Origin of the sequence: Thalassolituus alkanivorans (genome assembly GCF_020447205.1) — a bacterium.
Taxonomy (GTDB): Bacteria; Pseudomonadota; Gammaproteobacteria; order Pseudomonadales; family Oceanobacteraceae; genus Venatoribacter; species Venatoribacter alkanivorans.
The window spans coordinates 64,172-85,069 of record NZ_JAJAEL010000035.1 but is presented as its reverse complement, the minus strand read 5'-3'; the positions used below and the strand labels follow the sequence as shown (position 1 = coordinate 85,069).

The following is a 20,898-nucleotide window of genomic DNA, read 5'->3' as shown; positions in this document are numbered from 1 at the left end:
CAGACACCCGGGGCACGGGCAGGGAGACGCAGATGCACTGGCAGGATAAAACGGACAACCCTTATCCGCTGTCGGCAGCGGCTCTGCAGTTCCGCCTGATTGTCGCGGTGGTGCTGGTTACGCTGATCACCGCCGCGGTTGCCCTGAGTCTGCATTACTATTTCAGCCGTGCCATGGTGCTGGATTCTGCCATGGCGCGTTATCAGCAAACCGTCAGTGCGACCCGCGACTACCTCAGAAACCTCGATAACAATGCGCTGCAAACCACCCGGGCGCTGGCGCAATATCCACAATTAGTAGAGGGACAATGGGTTAACCGCGCAACTCCGCAGTTATTTGCCGAAGTAATGCGTAATAATCCGGTGCTGTACGCCATTTATATCGGGTTTGAGAATGGTGATGTCTACGAACTGGTAAACCTTAACAGCAGCGATGCTGTACGACGTCAGCTGAAAGCCGCGCCCAGCGACCGCTGGGTGGTCATTACGGTTACAGGGAAAGGAGATCAGCGTCGTCGCCGCTTCGAATTTTACGACCTGCATATGCAGCAAACGTTTGCCCGCGATGAAGCCAGTGACTACAACGCCAGCCAGCGTCTTTGGTATACCAGCGCCCAAAGCGGCAGTGTGAATAAAACCCAGCCATATTTATTTCAGCATCTGCAGGCGCCGGGACAGAGTTACAGCACACGCATTGCTGGCGGGCAGGCTGTACTGGCGGTAGATATTGCCTTTTCTACCCTTGCCTCCCACTTGCGCAGCCAGCCATTGAGTCTGGATGGTGAAATATATCTCTACCAGCAGAGTGGCGAAATTATTGCCAGTAATGCTGAACGCTGGAATGAAGACCGCCTGCCTCCCGCCGACCCCTTTACGCTCAGCGAAGCACAGACCCGCTATATTGACAGCCTGGGGCTCTTGCGTATTTCCAATGAAACCGACTGGCCGCCGATTGATTTTGCTGTATCAGCCGAGCCGCGTGGTTACAGCATTGATTTATTACGCTTAATTGCGCAAATGACCGGCCTGAATATCGAATTTGTAAATGGCTATGCCTGGCCGGAATTAATGGAATTATTCCGTCGTAAAGAGCTGGAAATTCTGCAACCGGTATTAAGTCGTCAGCAATTACCCGGCGTAATGACCCAATCATTTCTGCAGTTGCCCTACGCCGTAGTGCAGCGGCCGGAAGACGCTGAAATTAATGATTTGCAGCAACTGAACGGTAAAACACTGGCTATTCCTGCCGGCTGGAGCGTTATTAATGTTATCCGCAATAATTACCCACAGATCACTTTGCTGGATATTGCCAACACGCGGGAAGCACTGGAAGCGGTAAAACAGGGCAGGGCAGATGCGGCGCTGGATATGGAGCTTATTCTGCGTAAAACCGCCGACCAGTATTTTATAAACGGACTGCGTTTCAGCCAACAGATTGCCGGATTGGAGCTATTGCCTCAGGGGCTTAAATTGCTGCTGCAGGAAGATCTGCACCCGTTAGCGGCGATACTGGATCAGGTGCTGGCCGCTATCCGTCCACAAACCTGGCAATTTTTACAGGATAAATGGCTGGCCGGAGAAGACGCCAGCCGCAGCGCTGTACCCGCAGTAGTGCCTTATCCCCAGCTTCTCAGTATGACCCGCCATAATGCGTTGCAGAATCGTCTGGAAAAAACCACGATTAACGGCGCTGAATACTATATTTTCGCCTCCTCTTTTGAGCATAAACAAAGCACGCGTGAGCATTTTGCCTTTGTTATATCTGCACAGCGTTTGTTTGCCGGCAGCAGCCGCGAAGTATGGTGGTCGGTGCTGATTATTGCCGCCGTCTGGCTGCTGCTGATACCACCGGTTCTGCTGCTTTTAGTACTGCGGCCGTTACGCCATTTTGGCTCTGACAACCACGGGTAAGACCGGCAGCCGTTATTACGCAGCGCTACATTTCCATACCGGGCTTTTCTGGACTCACCCTGTTAATTCCAGTACAGTCCGCCCCCTCTCAAAGGCCGGGTGAACACCTGTTGACCTGCCTTGCCGGGCGACTGCCCGGATGGACGCGGCTGCTGACACCGCGCCATTTCTCCTTGCAATGTCAGCTCTCAGAGCAGATCACGCACTCATGACCCAATTTTCCGAACTCGGCTTAGCCGATGCCATCCTGAAAGCCGTTGCTGATCAGGGTTACACCACGCCATCTCCGGTACAGGCCCAGGCCATTCCCGCCGTACTGGCTGGCCGCGATGTAATGGCCGCCGCCCAGACCGGCACCGGTAAAACCGCCGGTTTTACCCTGCCAATGCTGCACAAACTGCAGCAGGGCGAACGCGCCAGCGCCAACCGCTGCCGCGCGCTGGTATTAACACCCACCCGTGAGCTGGCTGCTCAGGTAGGTGAAAACGTTGCTGATTACAGCAAATACCTGAATATCCGCTCCGCCGTTGTATTCGGTGGGGTCAGCATTAATCCGCAAATGATTGCCCTGCGCCGTGGGGTGGACGTACTGGTGGCCTGTCCGGGTCGTTTGCTCGACCTGTACCAGCAGAAAGCCATTCGTTTTGACGAGGTGGAATTTCTGGTGCTGGACGAAGCCGACCGTATGCTCGATATGGGCTTTATTCACGACATCAAAAAAATCCTCGCACTGCTGCCGAAAAACCGCCAGAACCTGATGTTCTCGGCCACTTTCTCTAACGAGATCCGTACCCTTGCCAAAGGCCTGGTAAACGATCCGGTAGAAATTGACGTCAGCCCGCGTAACAGCACAGCCCACACCGTTGAACAGTGGCTGATTCCGGTCGATAAAAAACGCAAACCTGAAGTGCTCAGCCACCTGCTGAAACAACACGGCTGGAAACAGGTACTGGTATTTACCCGCACCAAACACGGCGCTAACCGTTTAACCACGCATCTGCAGGATCGTGGTATTACCGCCGCTGCAATTCACGGTAATAAAAGTCAGGGTGCCCGTACCCGTGCGCTGGCCGAATTTAAAAGCGGCGATATTGCCGTATTAGTGGCGACCGACATTGCCGCCCGTGGTCTGGATATTGAACAATTACCGCACGTAATCAACTTTGAATTGCCTAACGTTGCCGCCGATTACGTACACCGTATTGGCCGCACCGGACGTGCCGGTGCCAGTGGTGAAGCCATTGCCCTGGTCTGTGCCGAAGAACTGGAAGACCTCGAAGGCATTGAAGGCTTAATCGGCAAAAGTATTGAACGCCGTGTGCAGGAAGGTTTTGAGCCTAATACCCCGCTGCCGGTGTCGCGCCCTAAATCTCCGCGTAAACCGAAAAAAGCCAAGCAACCTAAAGGCTTTAAAGATACCTTCGACCGCGAGCCGCGCGCTCCGCGTCCGGCCGGTAGTGGTCGCTCTAACGGCAATGGCGGTAACGCTGGCCGTTCCAGTTCAGGTCGTTCTGGCTCAGCTCAGAAACAGGGTGAGCAAAAGCAGGGTGAACAGCGCCGTTCATCCGGCAGCAGCGGTAATAACAATGGCGGTAACAGTCGCCCGGCAGGCAGCGCACCGCGTCGTCCACGCCGTCCGGCACAGGGATAAAACCTGCGTCAATAGCGGCTGCTGTTAACGCCGCTGCCTAAAACAAAAACGGGCCTCATCTGAGGCCCGTTTTTTATGCCGATAATAAAGTAAAGAACCTTATTACCTATTCCTGCTTAGCGATCAGTGTTATTGCTGTCTGTTTGCGAATTGCTTGCAGGTCTGAATGCTAACTCCGGATTGATCAGATAGGCAAAAATAAATCCGATACCGGCGGAGCTAAAAAACGACAGAATAGGAATGGCGCTGCTGTCTCCGTTTACGAACAGGTAATAGCCGAACCCGGAAATTCCGGTAAAGATTCCGAATGTAATCATGAAAAAAATCATATTGATATACCTGCCGATTTTTTGGTTGGTCGCAGGTGCTGGCAGCGGAATAATCTTACTGAAAAGAGCCAGTATCGCCGGAGCGAACAGACCGAAGAATACCCCAGGAAGAACTGGCATATGCTCTGTGTGAAGGATAATGTTGCTGCTGAATATCATGATTCCCTGAATCAGGCCTGCAACAGTCCCGGCAGCAAGACCAAGCCAGTCACCGGGTAAAAAGCGGATCTTTATAGTTACACCTTTTGTTTTAAGTGAGATAAGTCGTGAAGGGGTAGCTCTGTCTTTATTGCTATGAACCGGGGCTCAGAAGGTCGCGCATTAGGTGATCTGAATTCAGGTCTTTTACGGCAGAGGTTGCTGTAGTCGGGCAGTTAGTTCCTGATTGAGACGCAGATTCTCAGTTACTCAGAGGCAGGCTCCGCAGAAAGGGTGCAATTTTCAGGATATTGCTGACATAACCACACTAAATATCTGGTGAAGTAATACTTATAGATTCCATTGTCTGGCATAAAATCAATAAGTGGCTGTGCAGTGTTTTCATATGTCCGGCTTATCCAGCGGTTATTTATCTCAAGCCTGAGCCAGGCTGCGAGTAAGGGATAAGTGAGGAGCACGCTTATCGCTACGGCTAATATTCCTGCTGTTGCTTTCTGCTTTCCGGATATGGTCAAGGTTTATTGCCTTTTCGTATGCTGTTCGCTGCAGAGCGTTTAAATACGCTCTCTGGTCTTTAATCTCTGATGATAAGAGTGTCCTGGAGGACCATGGTTGGTAACTTTTATACACCAGTGAGAGCAGCGAAAAATCCAATGATCAGAAGAGAGGATCCGGACAATAATAAGCGCCTGGCAATGATGGCCTTTTTGAAGTCAGACCTTCCACGCTCTTTTACTTCTGGGCTTTCAGAACTTTCATAGCCCTGATTCAGTACCCAGCTGAACATTCCCAGTGTTTTTCCAAGATCAATAAATGACGATCCCTCCGGAGATCCCAGTTTCGTCCACTGCGCCTTATCCTGCTCTTTTAGTGACTGAGTAAGGCCCTCAAAATTAATTGAGAGTAATCCGGCAATAAGAAGAAAAGATCCGATTAAAATGAATAACATATCATTGTCCTCTGATTTCTTTCATGCTTGCTTACACCAGACACGCTGCCGCCCATCCTTATATACGCAGACAGGAATAGCGTGGCTTTATCATTCGGGATTGTTAGCGGGGAGGGCGGTTGTTCTCGTCGTTCTGACTGTGTTGTATTAACGATATAGCGGCATCCCTGCTGTGGTTCGAGAGTACTGAAGTTCAGGCTTTGATTCAATAATTGATAGAGATGGTTACAAGTGGCAACAGACGACAGAGAGCGCTCTGTCTGGCGCTTGGGTTAGTTCAAGTGTTACTCAACGGAGACGAGCATTGGCATAGAATAGATTACAGAAATCACTCCGCGCAGCGGCAATATCTGAGTCACTGATACTGCATACCTTCACACAAGCCGCCAAAACATTAATCCACCAGATTAATACCCAGACTCTCCAGCAGATTTAACGCCTCATAGCGACTGAAGGTCGCATTGCTCAGATTATTATCCAGCACATCGATATTAAAATTAACCGATTCACTCAGGTCTGCACCGCTTAAATTGGTGCGGCCAAACAGGCTGTGGGTAAAGTCGCAGTAGGTAAGGTGGGCGTTGTTCAGCTGGGTTTCGCGCAGGTCAACATCGTGTGCTTTGCACTCTTCCATAACCACTTCATGCAGGTTCAGTCCGAGGAAGGAGGAGTCGTTCAGTATACACTGGTAAAACTTCAGTTCAGGGTGAAACTGGTAGCTGGACCATTGGGCGCGGGTCCAGTCGATACCAACCATTTTGCACTCGTGGAAGGTTGTTTCGGCAAAACGGCTTTGCGGGATTTTAATCAGGCTCAGATTGCAGCGGGTAAAGCGGCAGTTAATAAACTTACAGCCTTTAAATACGCTGTGCGATAAGTCGCAGTCGCTGAATTCGCATTCTTCAAACTCGGTATTGTCGATCTGGCTGTCGGTGATATCGAGTTTAGTGAAGTGTTCTTCAAAATACTGGCTGGCGCTGGTCAGGCTGATCACGGCACTCTCCGCTGCAATTTCTTAAGATGGTAAAGCAGAAGCAGAGCGTCTGCACGGTTGCGGTTATGAATACCCTGTTGCAGCCAGGGTAACGGTTATTCTGCATTTTGTGCTTGTTACCGCCGTGAATATCAGAGCAAGTCCTGTCATTGACGGGGATCATTCAGTTCAACCAGTAGCCAGGCAACGTAGGCAATAAAGGTGGTCGGAAAATACAGAATACGTGAATACCAGTAACCTGCGTCTTCACCTAAAAAGGTGTATACCGGCACGACGGTCAGCATAGCGGTAACAAAGGCAATATAAATAAAGCGTGGTGCATGCCAGCGCAGGTTGGTGAAAGGGTATTTATTGTAGCTGAAAGCCCAGCGCGCCCACAGTCGTGAGCTGGCATAAACAAAGACCCCGAAGGCCAGTAACCAGAGCCAGTCGCTGGCACCGAGTTCACTGAGCTGGCAATCGGGCAGGCAGCTGAACATTAAAAGAACTCGCGCAGGGAATTCTGGTAAGTCTGAGCTAACACCTCTTCAACACTCAGGCCTTTTACGCCGGCAATTTTTTCGGCAATAAAAGGCAGATATTTCGGAGCATTTTCCATTCCGCGGAACGGAATCGGCGTGAGGAAAGGTGCGTCGGTTTCCAGCAATAAATTGCTCAGTGGTGTGGCGGCAACCACTGCGCGTACATTGTCGGCTTTATTAAAGGTAACAATGCCGTTAATGCCGAGGCAAAAGCCCAGTTCAACGGCCAGCTGTGCCAGTTCCATGCCGGAGGTAAAGCTGTGCACCACGCCTTTGCGTGTCATCTGCGGGGCGTATTCACGCAGAATGGCCATGGTGTCTTCGTCGGCTTCGCGGGTATGAATAACAACGGGTAATCCGCATTCCACCGCCAGTTGCAGCTGGCGGGCAAATACCTGACGTTGCACAGTACGGTCACAGTGGTCGTAATAATAATCGAGACCAATTTCGCCGACGGCGACCACTTTTTCGTGGATGGCATGGGTGCGGATATAGCCTTCGGCGGCGTCATCAAACAGCGCGGCTTCGTGCGGGTGTACACCCAGTGTGGCGTACAGGTCAGCGTGAGCTTCGGCCAGCGCCAGTGCCTTGGGCATATTGTCAGGCTCAACACTGATGGTCATAAAGCGTTCCACGCCAATGGCGCGGGCGGCACTGAGAATATCGTCGGCACTGCCTTCTTTCAGATAATCGAGGTGAAAGTGGGTTTCGATAATGGGCAGGCCGTAGGCCGGAATATCACGACGCTTTTTACTCATAATGGTTCTTTCTGATCTCAGCGGTAGCAGACAGGGCGGCGCAGAATTATAACGCGCTTAAGCGCTGATTTCTGCAGCGGCCCGTTTTTGTCCGTATTCAGGGTTTTATATGTTGCTGCCAGTGTTGATAGAGCGCGGCAATGTCTGCGGAACAGAGCAGCTCCATACAGGCGCTGAGTTGTTCATCCGGCCAGTGCCACCAGGCCATTTCCTGCAACAGGGCAATATGCTCGTCACTGAAACGGGAACGGATAACCCGCGCCGGGTTAGAGCCGACAACGGCATAGGCCGGAACGTCGCGGGTAACCACCGCCCGGCTGGCAATAATGGCGCCGTTGCCGACGGTAATGCCCGGCATAATCATGGCTTCTGAGCCGATCCATACATCATGGCCGATGCAGGTGTCGCCAGCACGGCTGAAGCCATCTTTACTGGCAGCAAAGGCTGGGTGCTGCTGGTAGAAAAAGGGGAAGGTGCTGATCCAGTCGCTGCGGTGCCCCTGATTACCCGCCATCATAAAAACGGCGCCGGAACCAATAGAGCAATAATTACCGATAATGAGTTTATCAACATCGTCGCGGTCGGGTGCCAGGTAGCGGGCGCAGTCATCAAAACTGTGGCCATGGTAATAACCGGAATAATAACTGTGGCGGCCAACAATAATATTGGGGTTGGTTATCTGTTCGCTCAGGGGTTTACCGGCAAAGGGGGAGTCGAAATAATTTCCGGTCATGGGGTTGTACCTGATCTGTCATCAGACCGCATGATAAAACCTTTTGGCGAGGGGCTCACGGTTTAGTGTGTTTCAGGTCTGTTGCCATTGCAGCAGACCTGAAAAGACAGGCACGGAGGCGCCGTTAGTTGAATAAACGACGCAGCTGTTCGCCGATAGCGGCTTTGGCGTTGTTCATTAATGGTGAGCCGTGGGCGGCGAGCAGATGGTCAAAATCCAGATTCATCAGGCGGTTAAAATCTGCTTCCAGAGTCTGGCCTTTCGGTGTTACGCGTTTCAGCCACGGCTTGCCGATATTCAGCCCCGGTTTAAAACCCATAACGCGCAAGGCTAGACGGCTGAACAGGCTGGTGTAATTCCAGTTATCCAGATATTGCAGGGAATCGGTGGTCAGCAGGCATTTGTGCTTGGTCAGCAGTAAAGCCGCTTCCGGGTATTTGGCGTTATCAAAGATAAACAGCTCAGCGTGCGGGAAAGGCATGGCCAGACCGGTTTTCAGATGCACATTGGCGCGTGGGGTTTTGTAGGTGCTTTGGCCAGGCTGGCACCAGAAGCGCGCCTGATATTTATCGACGTAGTACTGATCATCCAGTCCATGAAAATCGCCGAGGCGGAACACATGGGTTACGCGGCCAAGTTTTTCCAGTTTGCGTTCTTCCGTCTCGTTCAGCCGAACCGGGTTGATCAGGGTCAGCTCGTGGCGATTACGGATGATCACCATATTACGGTTCATGCTCATGCCCGGGCCAACGCGGATGCTGCCCTGCACCCAGAAAATATCCCAGAAGAGTTGTTCGATTTTACCGTGTGGATAAGCCGGAGCGTAGCTCTGGCTTTGCGCTGCCGCGGGCGACAGCTCTGAATTCAGTGTGGCAGTCATGGCGTTCTTCCTGCGTTTATAGGTATGCGTGTGAAAATGGTCGGCACAGACAACGGCCGCAGAGAGATATTAACGGGAATTAACGGCAAAACATTACGCAATGTGACAATTTTTGTCACATTGAGCTGAAAGTGTGACGAATTTTGTCAGGATGATGGGCTCAGCAGGTCAGGATGAGGATCGGTGTTGGTTTTTGTCCTGTCAGGACACGACAGGCATCAATCCGGAATGTGACAGAAGAGCCTAGAAAAAGAGCCCAGAAAAAGAGCTCAGAAAAATGAGCCGGGAAAATGAGCCGGGAAAACAGCAACGCAAGAAAAATAAACAGAGGGTGCAAGACAGGCGGTAGTCAAAACTGCAGTACGGATGCCAGAAAGCGCAGGCGGTTGCGCTGCGCTTTGCCGTTGGACGGTAAATTACTGTCCGGCTTTTTTCCCGCTCATGGGTGCGTAGACCGCCTGAATAGCCTGCATATCGGCGTCGATGTCGCCTGTGGTGTGGAACACGCCGGCAATGCCGCCGGTTTTGTTCGGATAGTCGAGAAATCCCATCAGCACCGGCACGCCGGCATTATGGGCAATATGATAAAAGCCGGTTTTCCAGTAGGTTACTTTGGCGCGCGTACCTTCCGGCGGTACGATCAGGAACAGCTGCTCGTTGCTGTTAATAGCATCAACCGAAGCCTGCACCATATTGTTGGCTTTGGAGCGGTCAACGGGAATGCCACCCATCCACATCATCAGGCCGCGGAATGGCGGTTTGAAAATCTGCTCTTTACCCATCCAGTAAATTTTTACGCGGAAGACAAAAGCGATCATCAGCATAAAGGGCAGATCCCAGTTGCTGGTGTGCGGTGCAGCGATCATCACGCATTTTTTTAAATCCGGCGGTATATGGCCCACGCTTTTCCAGCCGGCGAGCTTCAGAAAAGCAATGGAGCCCCAGCGCAGCAGGGTTTTCAGAATGGGGGTATCGAACATGGTACGGTGCATAACAGGCCCTAGTAAAAGGGCAGGCGTACGGACAATGCCGGATAAGACAGCAGGTCCGGAGACTTCGGCCCCGATCAGTGAGGCGCAGATCATAGCGGATTTGTTGAGGGCCGACACTGAGATAAATCAGCCTGTCTGGCCCCTCACTCCCGGCGAGGTCGCCTGTTCAGAGCACAGGTGGTTCTGCGCCCTGATGGTGACGGGTGTTTTCGCCAGGGGTGATAAACAGCAGGCGGGTAGCTTCAGAAGTGGTTGCGGTATGCCAGATGCCTTGCGGAATCAGTACATAGTCTCCGGCAGTTGCCAGCGCTACCTGCTGCTGACCGTCGCCGGTCAGCAGGGTGAAGGTGGCACTACCGCTCAGCAGTATCACGGTTTCATCGCCGGCCGGATGAATCTCCCAGCTGTTCCAGGGACCGGAAAACTCATACTGAGCAACCAGTGAGCACTGGCGGAACTGATTAAAATCGCGGTCGAGGGCGGCGTACATGCCCTCATTAACCGCGACCCGACTGGCACGCTGCTGGCCATCCAGCACAACGAATTCATCGGTAATCTGTGCTTTGCGGATGTCCATAAGGTTTGTCCTCAGCTGTTTTGTGCTTCCATATACATCAGCTCCCAGGTGTGGCCATCCGGATCTTCAAAGGCCAGGCCGTACATGGGTCCCTGATCCTGGCCGGGCCGGGAAATACGTCCGCCATTGTCTTCGGCCGCCTGGCCGATGGTATCGACTTCGGTGCGGCTGCTGCAGCTCAGGCACAGCAACACTTCGCTGCTGGTATGGGCATCGCACAGACTCTTGGAAGTGAACTGCGAATAGAATTCCGGCTTCAGCAGCATGGCGAAAATGTTGTCGGCAATGACGACGCAGATGGCCACTTCATTGCTGTACTGCTCGTTAATGCTGAAGCCCAGTGCGGTAAAAAACTGGCGCGAACGCTGGATGTCGCTGACGGAGAGATTCACAAAAATCTGACGGCTCATGGCGCTTCTCTTGTTCTTGTTATGGATGAGAACGCTATTGTTAGCAGATTTTTGCGCCAGAACAAATCCGGCGCAGAGCAGGGAGAATATGCTGAAAGCGGCAGCTGCAGACGCAGAACTGCCGCTGAAGGCTGCTTAAGCCAGGGCTTTGGCGCTGGCTGTTAAACGCATGGCCTGATCGGCGGCGTTAGCCAGTTCCTGCCCTTTAATCACAAAATGGCGGGCATAGTAGTTTTTATGCTCGTCGTGCTCGTGGAAGTTGTGCGGAGTGAGTACGGCGGTAAGCACCGGTACTTCGGTTTCCAGTTGCACCTGCATCAGGCCATTACAGACGGCGGCGGCAACGAAGTCGTGGCGGTAAATACCACCGTCGACCACCAGAGCGCTGGCGGCAATGGCGCTGTAGCGCCCGCTCTTGGCCAGCAGTTTGGCCTGCAGGGGTATTTCGTAGGCGCCGGGAGCTGCAATCACATCAATATTGCTGATGTCGTAACCACGGCTGGCGAGTTCGTCTTTAAAACCATCCAGACACTTGAGCACGATGTCGGTGTGCCAGGAAGCGTGAATAAAGGCGATGCGTTGTTGCTGAGGATTAAAAGTGTTGTTCATTGGCTCTGATTCTTCTTTAAATGCTGATTAGAATCAGGGCGAACGGGCAGACAAAAGCACTGACAGAGGCGGGCCTCTGTGCTGTCTGACACGCTCTCTCTTATCCGGACTATACCGTCGGCTCCGGAGTTACACCGGATCTGCTGACCTTGCTGGCAGTTAAACCGCCGGCAAGCGCTCGCGGGCTTCAGCGCAATAAACGCTGTTACCGCCGGTGGGGAATTTCACCCCGCCCCGAGAACGATGCGCTCTCAGCAGGCTGAGACCGCGGCGGCAATATAGGGAGTTTGGCGGGAAGAGTCAAAGGCAGCGGGCGCAACGCATTGTTGCGCCCGTGCGGTTTTTACGGCGTCAGAGCAGGCAGGCCGGGCATCAGCTCAGGGCTTCGTCCGGCAGCAGGTCCTGCAGCTGTTCGATACCTTCGACCACATCATCAGGCTGATGGAAGTAGGCCACGTGGTACATGGCTTCGCCTTCCTGCACCAGCGGGATATTGGTTTTGCCAATAATAATGCCTTCGTAACGCGAGCGGACTTCGTCCAGCACAGTGCCGTACGGGTCGCGGATAGTAGCGAGTAATTCCTGTTTCTGTACGCGGTCACCGAGTTCTTTATGGTGCTGCACAAAGCCGCTGTCGGTAGCGCGTTCCCAGGCACTGGTACGCGCCGTGACCGGCTCCAGCACATGGGATTTTTTCGCCCGGCTGCGTGGCAGCATACCGAGGTGGCGCATAACGTTAATGGTGCCGCGTTCGCCGGCACGGATGCACAGCTCGTCGTAACGCAATGCTTCGCCGGCTTCGTACAGCAGAATACGCACGCCATGGTCGGCGGCGGCTTCACGCAGCGAGCCATCGCGCAGGTTGGAATTCAGCAGTACCGGAACACCAAAGGCGCTGGCCATGGCGGCGGTTTCTTCGTCGTCGAGGTTGGCGCGGATCTGTGGCAGGTTAGAGCGGTGAATGGCGCCGGTATGAAAGTCGATGCCGTAATCGCATTTACTGACGATTTCTTCGAGAAACATATTCGCCATACGCGCCGCCAGCGAGCCTTTTTTGCTACCGGGAAAAGAGCGGTTTAAATCGCGGCGGTCGGGCAGATAACGGCTGTGGTTGATCACGCCATAAACATTGACGATCGGCACCGCAATTAACGTACCGCGCAGGCTGTTGAGTTTGCGTGAATTAATCAGACGCTGAATGATCTCGATGCCATTCAGCTCGTCGCCGTGAATGGCGGCACTGATAAATAAAGTGGGGCCGGGGCGTTTACCACGTTTAACAAAGACCGGCATGGAGACGGAATTGTCGGTGTATAAACGCCCGACTGGTAATTCGATTTTCTGGCTTTCGCCGGGAGCGATGCTGATCCCGGCAATTTCGATACTACGCTTTGGCATGCTTTCCCTGATCGTTATGTATTAATTCAGTCCGCGCATTAACCCTGACCGCGAGTTTTGGTGCTGGTGCGGGCTGATTTTTCCAGGAACTGGAACACCATGCCGGCAACGTCTTTACCGGTGGCGGTTTCAATGCCTTCGAGGCCGGGAGAGGAGTTCACTTCCATCACCACCGGACCATTGTTGGAGCGCAGAATATCCACACCGCACATATTCAGGCCCATGGCCTTGGCGGCGTCGATGGCGGTTTTACGTTCAGCCGCCGATAAACGTACGATTTCGGCACTGCCGCCACGGTGCAGGTTGGAGCGGAATTCACCTTCGGCCGCCTGACGTTTCATCGCCGCAACAACTTTACCGCCGACCACTAAACAGCGGATATCGGCACCGCCGGCTTCCTTAATAAATTCCTGCACCAGAATGTTGGCGTTCAGACCCATAAAGGCTTCGATGATGCTTTCGGCGGCTTTTTTGGTATCGGCCAGTACCACGCCAATGCCCTGGGTGCCTTCCAGCAGTTTGATCACCAGCGGCGCGCCGCCGACGTTTTTGATCAGGTCTTCAACGTTATCCGGACGATGGGCAAAACCGGTACGCGGCAGGCCAATACCTTTACGTGACAGCAATTGCAGCGAACGTAGTTTATCGCGCGAGCGGCTGATGGCGACGGATTCGTTAATGGAATAGGTGCCCATCATTTCAAACTGACGCACCACCGCCGTACCGTAGAAGGTAACGGAGGCGCCAATACGCGGAATCACCGCATCGTACTGCGGCAGGGCGTCACCTTTGTAACGCACCGTCGGTTTGTTACTGGTGATATCCATATAGCAGTGCAGGGTGTCGATAATATCGACCTCATGCCCACGTTGCTCCCCCGCTTCTTTCAGACGACGGGTCGAATAAAGATTAGGATTACGGGAAAGAATGGCGATACGCATAGCGGCTTCCGGAAGCTGAAAATAAAGCGCTTAGTCTGCGCTGACGGATGGCAAATGTCATCATAGGCAGAAAAAGATAGTTACAGACAGGGCAGAGGCCATTGCTGTCCCACAGCCTGGAGTGTCACTCCATAATCGACGACTGTTTTTCAACCTGAAACGCCTTTCCGGGGCAAGCCCCTGGCCCCCTGTAAGGAGAGGTATCTCCTTACGATCCTCTCTTTTCGGCGCGTCCGGCTTCATCCAGCCAACTGCAATGATTATGCGGCACGCAAAACAATTCGCCCCGGAACGACGTTTTAAAATACCCATAACTTGTATCGTTCCGGGGCAGGGTTTTGCTCTGAAGGCCGCAGAATCATCTGGTTGTCTGGCGCCGCACGATCGCCGGTTTAAGCATTCCGCTCAGCCGTATTTCAAAGAAAACCGTGTTTGAGACGTGACATTTAAAAGAATGCGTTTGATTTGAAAAACGACATCGCGGTGACGGTTTTCTGCGCCTCTGGGGCCGCCGCAGAAACCGCAGATATGCCTGGTCTGTCCGCAGGGATGCGGACAAGTGGCTCCGGCCATGGATGGCCGATGAGCCGCGCGGCCAGTAAATATCAAGGTTTCAAGGGTAACGGCCCAGAAAGCGCGAAGCTGGGGTCGGCCCGCCGGCAAGGGGATAAGTTCCCCTGGGAGGCAACAGGCTTTGATGTTAAAAAATGCTGTTTTTGTTGGCTACGGTGCTGATTAAAAACAGTGGAGCTGCAGAGGCAGGCATTGCCACTGCCTCAGTTACGGTAAATAGTCTCGATCAGATGGTAGCCAAAGCGGGTTTTAACCGGCCCCTGTACTTTTAACAGCGGCCCTTTGAACACCACATCGTCAAAGGCTTTGACCATATCGCCTTTGTTGAACTCCCCCAGGCTGCCGCCGTTTTTCTTGCTCGGGCAAATGGAGTGTTGTTTGGCCAGTTTGCTGAAGTCGGCTCCTTTATCGAGTAACTGCTTCAGTTTGTCGGCTTCTTCTTTGGTTTTTACCAGAATATGGCGGGCACAGGCGCGGGGCATACTTACCTCGGATTCAGTCTATCAGGCCAATCTGACCATTCGGTTAAATTTTGCGTCGCGCAGGATCAGGTGCTGTGCGAAAATTGCGCCCGTTATTGTACCCGAAAGACAGAATGAGGCATGCATGAGCGTACATGAGATCCGCCACCCCCTGGTGCAGCATAAAATTGGTTTGATGCGATCCAAATCAATGAGCACCCGCACCTTCCGCCAACTGGCGGCTGAAGTCGGCAACTTGCTGACCTATGAAGCAACCAAAGATATGGAACTGGAAAGCTACACCCTCGATGGCTGGTGTGGTCCGGTTGAAGCGGAGCGGATTCGCGGCAAAAAAATTACCGTGGTACCGATTCTGCGTGCCGGTCTGGGCATGCTGGACGGCGTGTTAGAGCTGGTGCCAAGTGCCAAAATCAGCGTGGTCGGCCTGTACCGCGATGAAGAAACCCTGGAGCCGGTCAGCTACTTCGACAAACTGGCCGGTGATATCGACCAGCGTATGGCACTGATTGTGGACCCGATGCTGGCCACCGGCGGTTCGATGGTGGCAACCATCGACCTGTTAAAGCAGGCCGGTTGTACCAGCATCCGTGCATTGGTGCTGGTAGCGGCACCGGAAGGCATTAAAAAGGTTCAGGATGCGCACCCGGATGTGGATATTTATACCGCATCGGTGGACAGCCATCTGAACGAGCAGGGGTACATTATCCCTGGTCTGGGCGATGCCGGTGACAAGATCTTCGGCACGAAATAATTAAAAATCAGGGGAGTTTCTATGCGGGACAATACAGAAGATCTGTATCGCGGCTGGCGTATGCTGCTGGCCGGTTTACAGATGTTGTTCGTGGCCTTCGGCGCACTGGTGCTGGTGCCATTGATTACCGGCCTCGACCCGAGTGTGGCGCTGTTTACCGCCGGTATCGGTACGCTGATTTTTCAGTTCACCACCAAACGTTCGGTGCCGGTTTTCCTGGCCTCATCTTTTGCCTTTATTGCGCCGATTCTGTTCAGCGTAAAAACCTGGGGCATGGCGGCCACCATGGGCGCGCTGTTCTGTGCTGGTATGGTTTATGTTGCGCTGTCGGCTCTGGTGGCGTTGCGTGGCCCGGGTTTCCTGCACCGCTTACTGCCGCCGGTGGTTACCGGTCCGATCATTATGGTGATTGGTCTGGGCTTAGCTCCTATTGCGGTGAATATGGCGATGGGTAAAGCCGGTGATGCGTCCGCCGAACTCTTCCCCTATGCCGATGCTATGTGGGTATCGATGCCTGCCCTGATTACCACCTTGCTGGTGGCCACTCTGGCGAAGGGTATTTTCCGTCTGGTGCCGATTCTGGCGGGTGTGGCGGTGGGTTACACCATTGCTGCGTTTACCGGCATGGTCGATCTGACAGCCGTGGATGCCAGCCCATGGGTTAAGTTACCGCAGTTTGTGACGCCGGAATTTCAGCTGGCGGCCATTCTGTTCATGATTCCGGTGGCCATTGCGCCGGCGATTGAACACGTTGGTGACGTTCTGGCGATTGGCAGCGTGACCGGTAAAAACTACGTGCAGAAGCCAGGTCTGCACCGCACTCTGCTGGGTGATGGTCTGGCGACTTCTGCGGCGTCTCTGTTTGGCGGCCCGCCAAACACCACCTACTCCGAAGTGACTGGTGCGGTGATGCTGACCAAAGCCTTTAACCCGGTAGTGATGACCTGGGCGGCAGTGTTTGCCATTGTTTTGGCATTCGTGGCCAAGTTTGGTGTGCTGCTGCAGACCATTCCGACGCCGGTGATGGGCGGTATTATGATTCTGCTGTTCGGCTCTATTGCCGGTGTTGGCATGAACATTCTGATCAAAGCCAAAGTCGATATGAGTGCACAGCGCAATCTGGTGATTGTGGCGACCACTCTGGTATTCGGTATTGGTGGTATGGCAATCGGTTCTTCCGAGTTCCACCTGCAGGGTGTCAGCCTGTGCGGTGTGGTGGCGATTGTGCTGAACCTGCTGTTGCCGCATGAGAAAGCCGACGCTGAAGACCTGCATGAAGAGCAGGAAATTGTGGAAGATATTCTGGAGCACAGTAAATAAGCTGTCGTTTCTTTTTATCTGCATTATCCGCAGAAAAATGGCCGCCTATGCGGCCATTTTTTATGGGCTGTGTTCAGGGCATGCAGCTGCGTTATTGCAGGGTGCGGATGGTCGGGCGAAAGGTATACGAAGCCGGTAATTCATCCGGCACTCTGGGGTAGGGGTTGGCACTCAGTGCAGCTTTGACGGCCCAGTCGTCCATTACCGGGTCGCCACTGGAGCGGATAACCCGCACGTTGGTGGCCACCTGACGGTAACTTAAGGTCAGCTCCAGCCTTACACTGCCGGTAAATTGCGCCGGGGCGATTACCCGTTCGCGCAGATGTGCGAGCAGTTTCTGTTGGTAGCTGCGCTCCAGTGGATCGGCTGATAAATCTTCTTTCTCAGTGACCAGTCCGCTTTGTTTCTGGCTCGGTTGTTGTGCTGTCTGTGCGCTCGACTGCTGCTTTGGTTGTGGTGTGGATTGCGGCTCAGGTATTAGCTGCTGGGTTTGTTGTTTGGCGGCTTCTGTTTTTGCCTGAGGCTGCTTCTGACTCTGCTCCGGAACTGCGTTGTGTTTCACAGCTGCGTTTTGTTTAACAGCTTCGCTTTGGCTTTGAGCCACTTCCTGAGTCGGGACTGCCTGAACCTGAGTCGTCGGCACCTGAGCTGGTGCTTCATCCTGTAAGGTCCGGGCGCTTACCTCTGGTTGGCGCAGTTCGGCATTAATTACGGGTTGGGTCTGGGCCGGTGACAGCCGTACAGAGAAGGGCGCCGACAGCAGCAGGGCATGCAGCAACAACGAGATAGCCACAGCCAGCAGCAAGCGCTGGTAGTGTCTCCGCTTCGGTGCCGAGAGTTTGCTGAAAAACCCTTCTGCCACAATCACTTACCCGTGTTATAGACAATTGCTATGGCTATGATTGGCAAAATTAATCATCGCCCTGATTCTCTGGCGGCGGCGGTATGCTTAGCCGGGAGCGCGTTGTATGATACCAGCTCTTTATGCTCCGGCTGCGCCGCAGGTGTTGTCCGGATAATACCGATAAATTTCAGAACTCACAGGGAGTAAGAAACATGAGCGTACTGGTAGGTAAAAAAGCACCTGACTTTACCGTTCCGGCTGTACTGGGCAACGGTACCATCGTTGATTCATACAACTTCGCAGAAGCAACCAAAGGCAAATACGCTCTGGTGTTCTTCTATCCACTGGATTTCACCTTCGTGTGCCCATCTGAGCTGATCGCTCTGGATCACCGTATGGCCAAGTTCGAAGAGCTGGGCGTGGAAGTGATTTCTGTGTCTATCGACTCTCACTTCACCCACAACGCATGGCGTAACACGCCGGTTGCCAAAGGTGGTATCGGCGAAGTTAAGTACACCATGGCGGCTGACGTTGACCACGGTATCTGTAAAGCATACGACGTAGAAACTGCCGGTGGCGTTGCGCTGCGTGGTGCTTTCCTGATCGATAAAGAAGGTGTGGTACGTGCTGCCAACATCAACGACCTGCCACTGGGCCGTAACATCGATGAGCTGGTGCGTCTGGTTGAAGCTCTGCAATTCCACGAAGCGCACGGCGAAGTTTGCCCGGCTGGCTGGAACAAAGGCGACAAAGGTATGGACGCATCTCCTGAAGGTGTTGCCAAGTACCTGGCAGAAGAAGCCGGCAAACTGTAAGTTTTGCCCTTCTGAAAAAACCCGCCTTGTGCGGGTTTTTTTATGGCGGCCATCCATGGCCGCCACCCTTCGGGCCGCGCTGAAGCGCGTTAAGCTATGCTCCTGCTGCGCTTTGATGCCCGCCATCCGTGGCGGGCACCCTTCGGGCCGCGCTGAAGCGCGTTAAGCTATGCTCCTGCTGCGCTTTGATGCCCGCCATCCATGGCCGCCACCCTTCGGGCCATCTATGACAAATACCCTGAAGTACCTTCCTGTCCTCAGACGATATGGCTGGTCTACGCTTAAGTTCTTATTATCGGAGGATGGGGGCTGATATGCGTTGGCTGTTGGCTATGGGGATGTTTGTGATGGCTCTGTCCTGCCTGGCGCAGGAAACGCCTGTAGCAGATGATCGTCCGCTGTTGCGCTGGATTGTGATGCCATATCCGCCACTGCATATCAGCGAGGGGCCAATGGCAGGCAAGGGCATCGCCGATACTTATCTGGATCTGGTCATCGCGGCGATGCCGCAGTATCGCCATGTACGGGAAGAGATGACCCCGGCCCGGGCCTGGCAGCTGATCCGTGCAGGGGAAAATATCTGCCATCCGGCGGCGCTGTATACTCCGGAGCGGGCAAAGTACACCCTGTTCAGTGATTCTCCGGCGTTGTTTCCATCATTGGCCTTTATGGTGCGGCTGGATGATTATCAGGCGCTGTTTGCGCCGCAGATGACCATTGCAGCAGCAGATATGCTGGCGCGTACCAATATGCGTCTGGGGCTGGTGGCTGACCGTTCCTATTATGTGTTTCTCGATAATCTGCTGAGTGCCGGCGATGTGTATCAGCGTGCTACGGTGCTCTCCAGTCTGCATGGGCCGCTGAGTCTGTACCGTATGCTGCAGTCGGGGCGTATTGATTACATTATCGAATACCCCTGGATTAACCGTTATATGGTCGACACGATTCAGTCACCGGAAGAGCATGAGCTGGTGGCACTGTCGATCAAAGAGCTGCCGCAGTTTGCCAAGGGTGCCATGGCCTGCCCGAAAACGCCCTGGGGAGAAACCGTGGTGGCGGCGGTAAACCGCTGGGTAGCTGAGCAGAAAAATACCGAAACCAACCGTCAGCGTATGGCGGTATGGCTCGACCGCAATACGCTGCCGCGTTATATGAAAGCTTATGAAGAGATGATTGCACCAGTAACCAGACCCTGAACCGGTCTGGCAGGCGCTGCGCTATTCACTGCGTTTCAGCACCCGCGCCTGATAACCGGCCTCGGTGAGGATATAGGCCGCGGCTTCCGCCCGGCCTTCGCCGGTAACCACATACACAAAGGCTTTGGATAATTCATTCAGACGGGTACGCAGCTGTGCCAGTGGTATGGTTGTCGCACGGTGAATCGGGCTGGCCGCGACCTCCTGTGGCAGGCGTACATCGAGCACGACGGTACCTGTATCGCCTTCATCGATCAGGGCGCTGAGCTGGCTTTCGCTGACGTATTCAACCACCGGAGTTTTCAGCAGGGTGTCGAAGTCTTCTTTGGTTAATACCATCAACACGCCGTTACTGCTCATGGTAATGCTGGCATTACGGGGCAGATTACTGACCAGGGCGTCTTCACCAAACAGATCTCCGCTGCCAAGAGCGGCGAGGGTTTCCTGTTTGTTATTTACTTTACGGCTGACAATGGCCTTGCCGCTTTTGATCACATAGCACTCATGGCCTTCTTCGCCCTCACGGATGATTTCTTCACCGAGTGACACTTCGCGTTCGTTAAAGCGGGCCAGCAGCTTCTGGATATTGGCCGGTGGTACACGGTTAAACAGATCGGAAGTGAGCAGGCTTTCCAGCCAGTCGTGTTCAGAGTCTTCTTCCTGATCATAGGCCTGACGTAATTCCGACCATGTGGTGATCAGCTCCAGATACTGACGCTTGATAGCAAACAACTGGCAGGGCGACTGGGTAATGGCCGCATGGCGGTGAATCGGATGGCTGGCATCCAGGGCGAGAAAGTTTTCGTCATCGTCGCCTTTAATCTGGGTAATACGGAACTGGTCATCGGCCAGGTCGACCGTTCCTTCAAGCAGAAAGTGACATTCGTCGTCTTCTTCACCACGTTTGAACAGAATCTTTTTATCGGCCAGCGAATAGGCACGGAAATGCGGCAACAGCTCGCTGACAGCATGGGCAGACAGCTCATCAAAAGGAATAAAGCGCTGAATCTGCTCTGTCGTAAGGGCCGTATCCGGCGCGGTTGCTGAAGATGGATTGATAGAATCTTCCATGGTGTTTCTGGCCTGACCAATGACGAATGAAATAA

The 20,898-nt window shown here is 53.5% G+C and carries 22 protein-coding genes and 1 riboswitch; of the genes, 6 read left to right on the top strand and 16 right to left on the bottom strand.

The genetic code is table 11. The annotated features are described in order from the left end of the window. Positions 1-32 precede the first annotated feature (32 nt). Positions 33-1,910 carry a transporter substrate-binding domain-containing protein gene (locus LGT44_RS10825; RefSeq protein WP_230331532.1) on the top strand — a complete coding sequence of 626 codons (1,878 nt, stop codon included), beginning with the start codon at positions 33-35 and terminating at the stop codon, positions 1,908-1,910. A 208-nt stretch (positions 1,911-2,118) separates the two neighbouring features. Then, entirely contained in the window at positions 2,119-3,561 is a 1,443-nt protein-coding gene (locus tag LGT44_RS10820; protein WP_230331533.1) for a DEAD/DEAH box helicase, read from the top strand. A gap of 116 nt (positions 3,562-3,677) precedes the next feature. On the opposite strand, the gene LGT44_RS10815 is transcribed toward LGT44_RS10820, so the two are convergent. The 14 genes from LGT44_RS10815 to LGT44_RS10750 form a co-directional block, all read right to left on the bottom strand. Continuing rightward, positions 3,678-4,010: a hypothetical protein gene (locus LGT44_RS10815; protein WP_230333607.1), complete on the bottom strand. Its 333-nt coding sequence runs from the start codon at positions 4,008-4,010 to the stop codon at positions 3,678-3,680. Positions 4,011-4,671: 661 nt separating this feature from the next. Continuing rightward, on the bottom strand, positions 4,672-4,998 hold the full coding sequence (locus LGT44_RS10810; protein ID WP_230331535.1) for a hypothetical protein: 327 nt from the start codon (positions 4,996-4,998) through the stop codon (positions 4,672-4,674). A 394-nt stretch (positions 4,999-5,392) separates the two neighbouring features. After that, on the bottom strand, positions 5,393-5,992 hold the full coding sequence (locus LGT44_RS10805) for a pentapeptide repeat-containing protein (protein ID WP_230331536.1): 600 nt from the start codon (positions 5,990-5,992) through the stop codon (positions 5,393-5,395). 146 nt (positions 5,993-6,138) lie between these two features. Further along, on the bottom strand, positions 6,139-6,471 hold the full coding sequence (locus LGT44_RS10800; RefSeq protein ID WP_230331537.1) for a hypothetical protein: 333 nt from the start codon (positions 6,469-6,471) through the stop codon (positions 6,139-6,141). Beyond that, on the bottom strand, positions 6,471-7,271 hold the full coding sequence (locus LGT44_RS10795) for a TatD family hydrolase (RefSeq protein ID WP_230331538.1): 801 nt from the start codon (positions 7,269-7,271) through the stop codon (positions 6,471-6,473). The genes LGT44_RS10800 and LGT44_RS10795 overlap by 1 nt, the downstream gene beginning before the upstream one ends. Positions 7,272-7,368: 97 nt before the next feature. Beyond that, positions 7,369-8,004 (bottom strand): type B chloramphenicol O-acetyltransferase, encoded by a 636-nt coding sequence (gene catB, locus LGT44_RS10790; protein ID WP_225692297.1) that lies wholly within the window; start codon positions 8,002-8,004, stop codon positions 7,369-7,371. Positions 8,005-8,128: 124 nt separating this feature from the next. Continuing rightward, positions 8,129-8,884, bottom strand: coding sequence for a hypothetical protein (locus LGT44_RS10785; protein WP_225692298.1), 756 nt, complete (start codon positions 8,882-8,884; stop codon positions 8,129-8,131). A 416-nt stretch (positions 8,885-9,300) separates the two neighbouring features. Next, the gene (locus LGT44_RS10780; protein WP_145469605.1) at positions 9,301-9,876 is read right to left on the bottom strand and encodes a lysophospholipid acyltransferase family protein; all 576 of its coding nucleotides are present in this window, start codon (positions 9,874-9,876) and stop codon (positions 9,301-9,303) included. 166 nt (positions 9,877-10,042) lie between these two features. Further along, the gene (locus LGT44_RS10775) at positions 10,043-10,453 is read right to left on the bottom strand and encodes a cupin domain-containing protein (RefSeq protein ID WP_230331539.1); all 411 of its coding nucleotides are present in this window, start codon (positions 10,451-10,453) and stop codon (positions 10,043-10,045) included. A gap of 11 nt (positions 10,454-10,464) precedes the next feature. After that, positions 10,465-10,863 carry a VOC family protein gene (locus tag LGT44_RS10770; RefSeq protein WP_225692299.1) on the bottom strand — a complete coding sequence of 133 codons (399 nt, stop codon included), beginning with the start codon at positions 10,861-10,863 and terminating at the stop codon, positions 10,465-10,467. Between the two features lie 135 nt (positions 10,864-10,998). Beyond that, positions 10,999-11,472, bottom strand: a complete 474-nt coding sequence (locus tag LGT44_RS10765) for a 6,7-dimethyl-8-ribityllumazine synthase (RefSeq protein WP_230331540.1) — start codon at positions 11,470-11,472, stop codon at positions 10,999-11,001. Between the two features lie 88 nt (positions 11,473-11,560). Then, positions 11,561-11,718, bottom strand: a riboswitch (FMN riboswitch). A gap of 126 nt (positions 11,719-11,844) precedes the next feature. Beyond that, entirely contained in the window at positions 11,845-12,870 is a 1,026-nt protein-coding gene (locus tag LGT44_RS10760) for a succinylglutamate desuccinylase/aspartoacylase family protein (RefSeq protein ID WP_145469601.1), read from the bottom strand. A gap of 38 nt (positions 12,871-12,908) precedes the next feature. Further along, positions 12,909-13,811 carry a 30S ribosomal protein S6--L-glutamate ligase gene (gene rimK / locus LGT44_RS10755; RefSeq protein WP_230331541.1) on the bottom strand — a complete coding sequence of 301 codons (903 nt, stop codon included), beginning with the start codon at positions 13,809-13,811 and terminating at the stop codon, positions 12,909-12,911. A gap of 776 nt (positions 13,812-14,587) precedes the next feature. Further along, entirely contained in the window at positions 14,588-14,866 is a 279-nt protein-coding gene (locus LGT44_RS10750; RefSeq protein WP_145469599.1) for a peptidylprolyl isomerase, read from the bottom strand. A 124-nt stretch (positions 14,867-14,990) separates the two neighbouring features. Here LGT44_RS10750 and upp point away from each other — a divergent pair, with 124 nt between their 5' ends. Next, positions 14,991-15,617: a uracil phosphoribosyltransferase gene (gene upp, locus LGT44_RS10745; protein WP_145469598.1), complete on the top strand. Its 627-nt coding sequence runs from the start codon at positions 14,991-14,993 to the stop codon at positions 15,615-15,617. Between the two features lie 21 nt (positions 15,618-15,638). After that, the gene (locus tag LGT44_RS10740; RefSeq protein ID WP_145469597.1) at positions 15,639-16,937 is read left to right on the top strand and encodes a uracil-xanthine permease family protein; all 1,299 of its coding nucleotides are present in this window, start codon (positions 15,639-15,641) and stop codon (positions 16,935-16,937) included. Positions 16,938-17,028: 91 nt separating this feature from the next. On the opposite strand, the gene LGT44_RS10735 is transcribed toward LGT44_RS10740, so the two are convergent. Next, the gene (locus tag LGT44_RS10735) at positions 17,029-17,799 is read right to left on the bottom strand and encodes a TonB C-terminal domain-containing protein (protein ID WP_230333605.1); all 771 of its coding nucleotides are present in this window, start codon (positions 17,797-17,799) and stop codon (positions 17,029-17,031) included. 194 nt (positions 17,800-17,993) lie between these two features. On the opposite strand from LGT44_RS10735, the gene LGT44_RS10730 reads away from it, so the two are divergent. Both LGT44_RS10730 and LGT44_RS10725 read left to right on the top strand, forming a co-directional pair. Further along, positions 17,994-18,596, top strand: coding sequence for a peroxiredoxin (locus LGT44_RS10730; protein ID WP_145469595.1), 603 nt, complete (start codon positions 17,994-17,996; stop codon positions 18,594-18,596). 314 nt (positions 18,597-18,910) lie between these two features. Beyond that, complete coding sequence (locus LGT44_RS10725) at positions 18,911-19,792, top strand: TIGR02285 family protein (protein ID WP_225692304.1); 882 nt, start codon at positions 18,911-18,913, stop codon at positions 19,790-19,792. 21 nt (positions 19,793-19,813) lie between these two features. On the opposite strand, the gene LGT44_RS10720 is transcribed toward LGT44_RS10725, so the two are convergent. Continuing rightward, positions 19,814-20,863, bottom strand: a complete 1,050-nt coding sequence (locus LGT44_RS10720; RefSeq protein ID WP_145469592.1) for a cyclic nucleotide-binding domain-containing protein — start codon at positions 20,861-20,863, stop codon at positions 19,814-19,816. Positions 20,864-20,898: the final 35 nt, after the last annotated feature.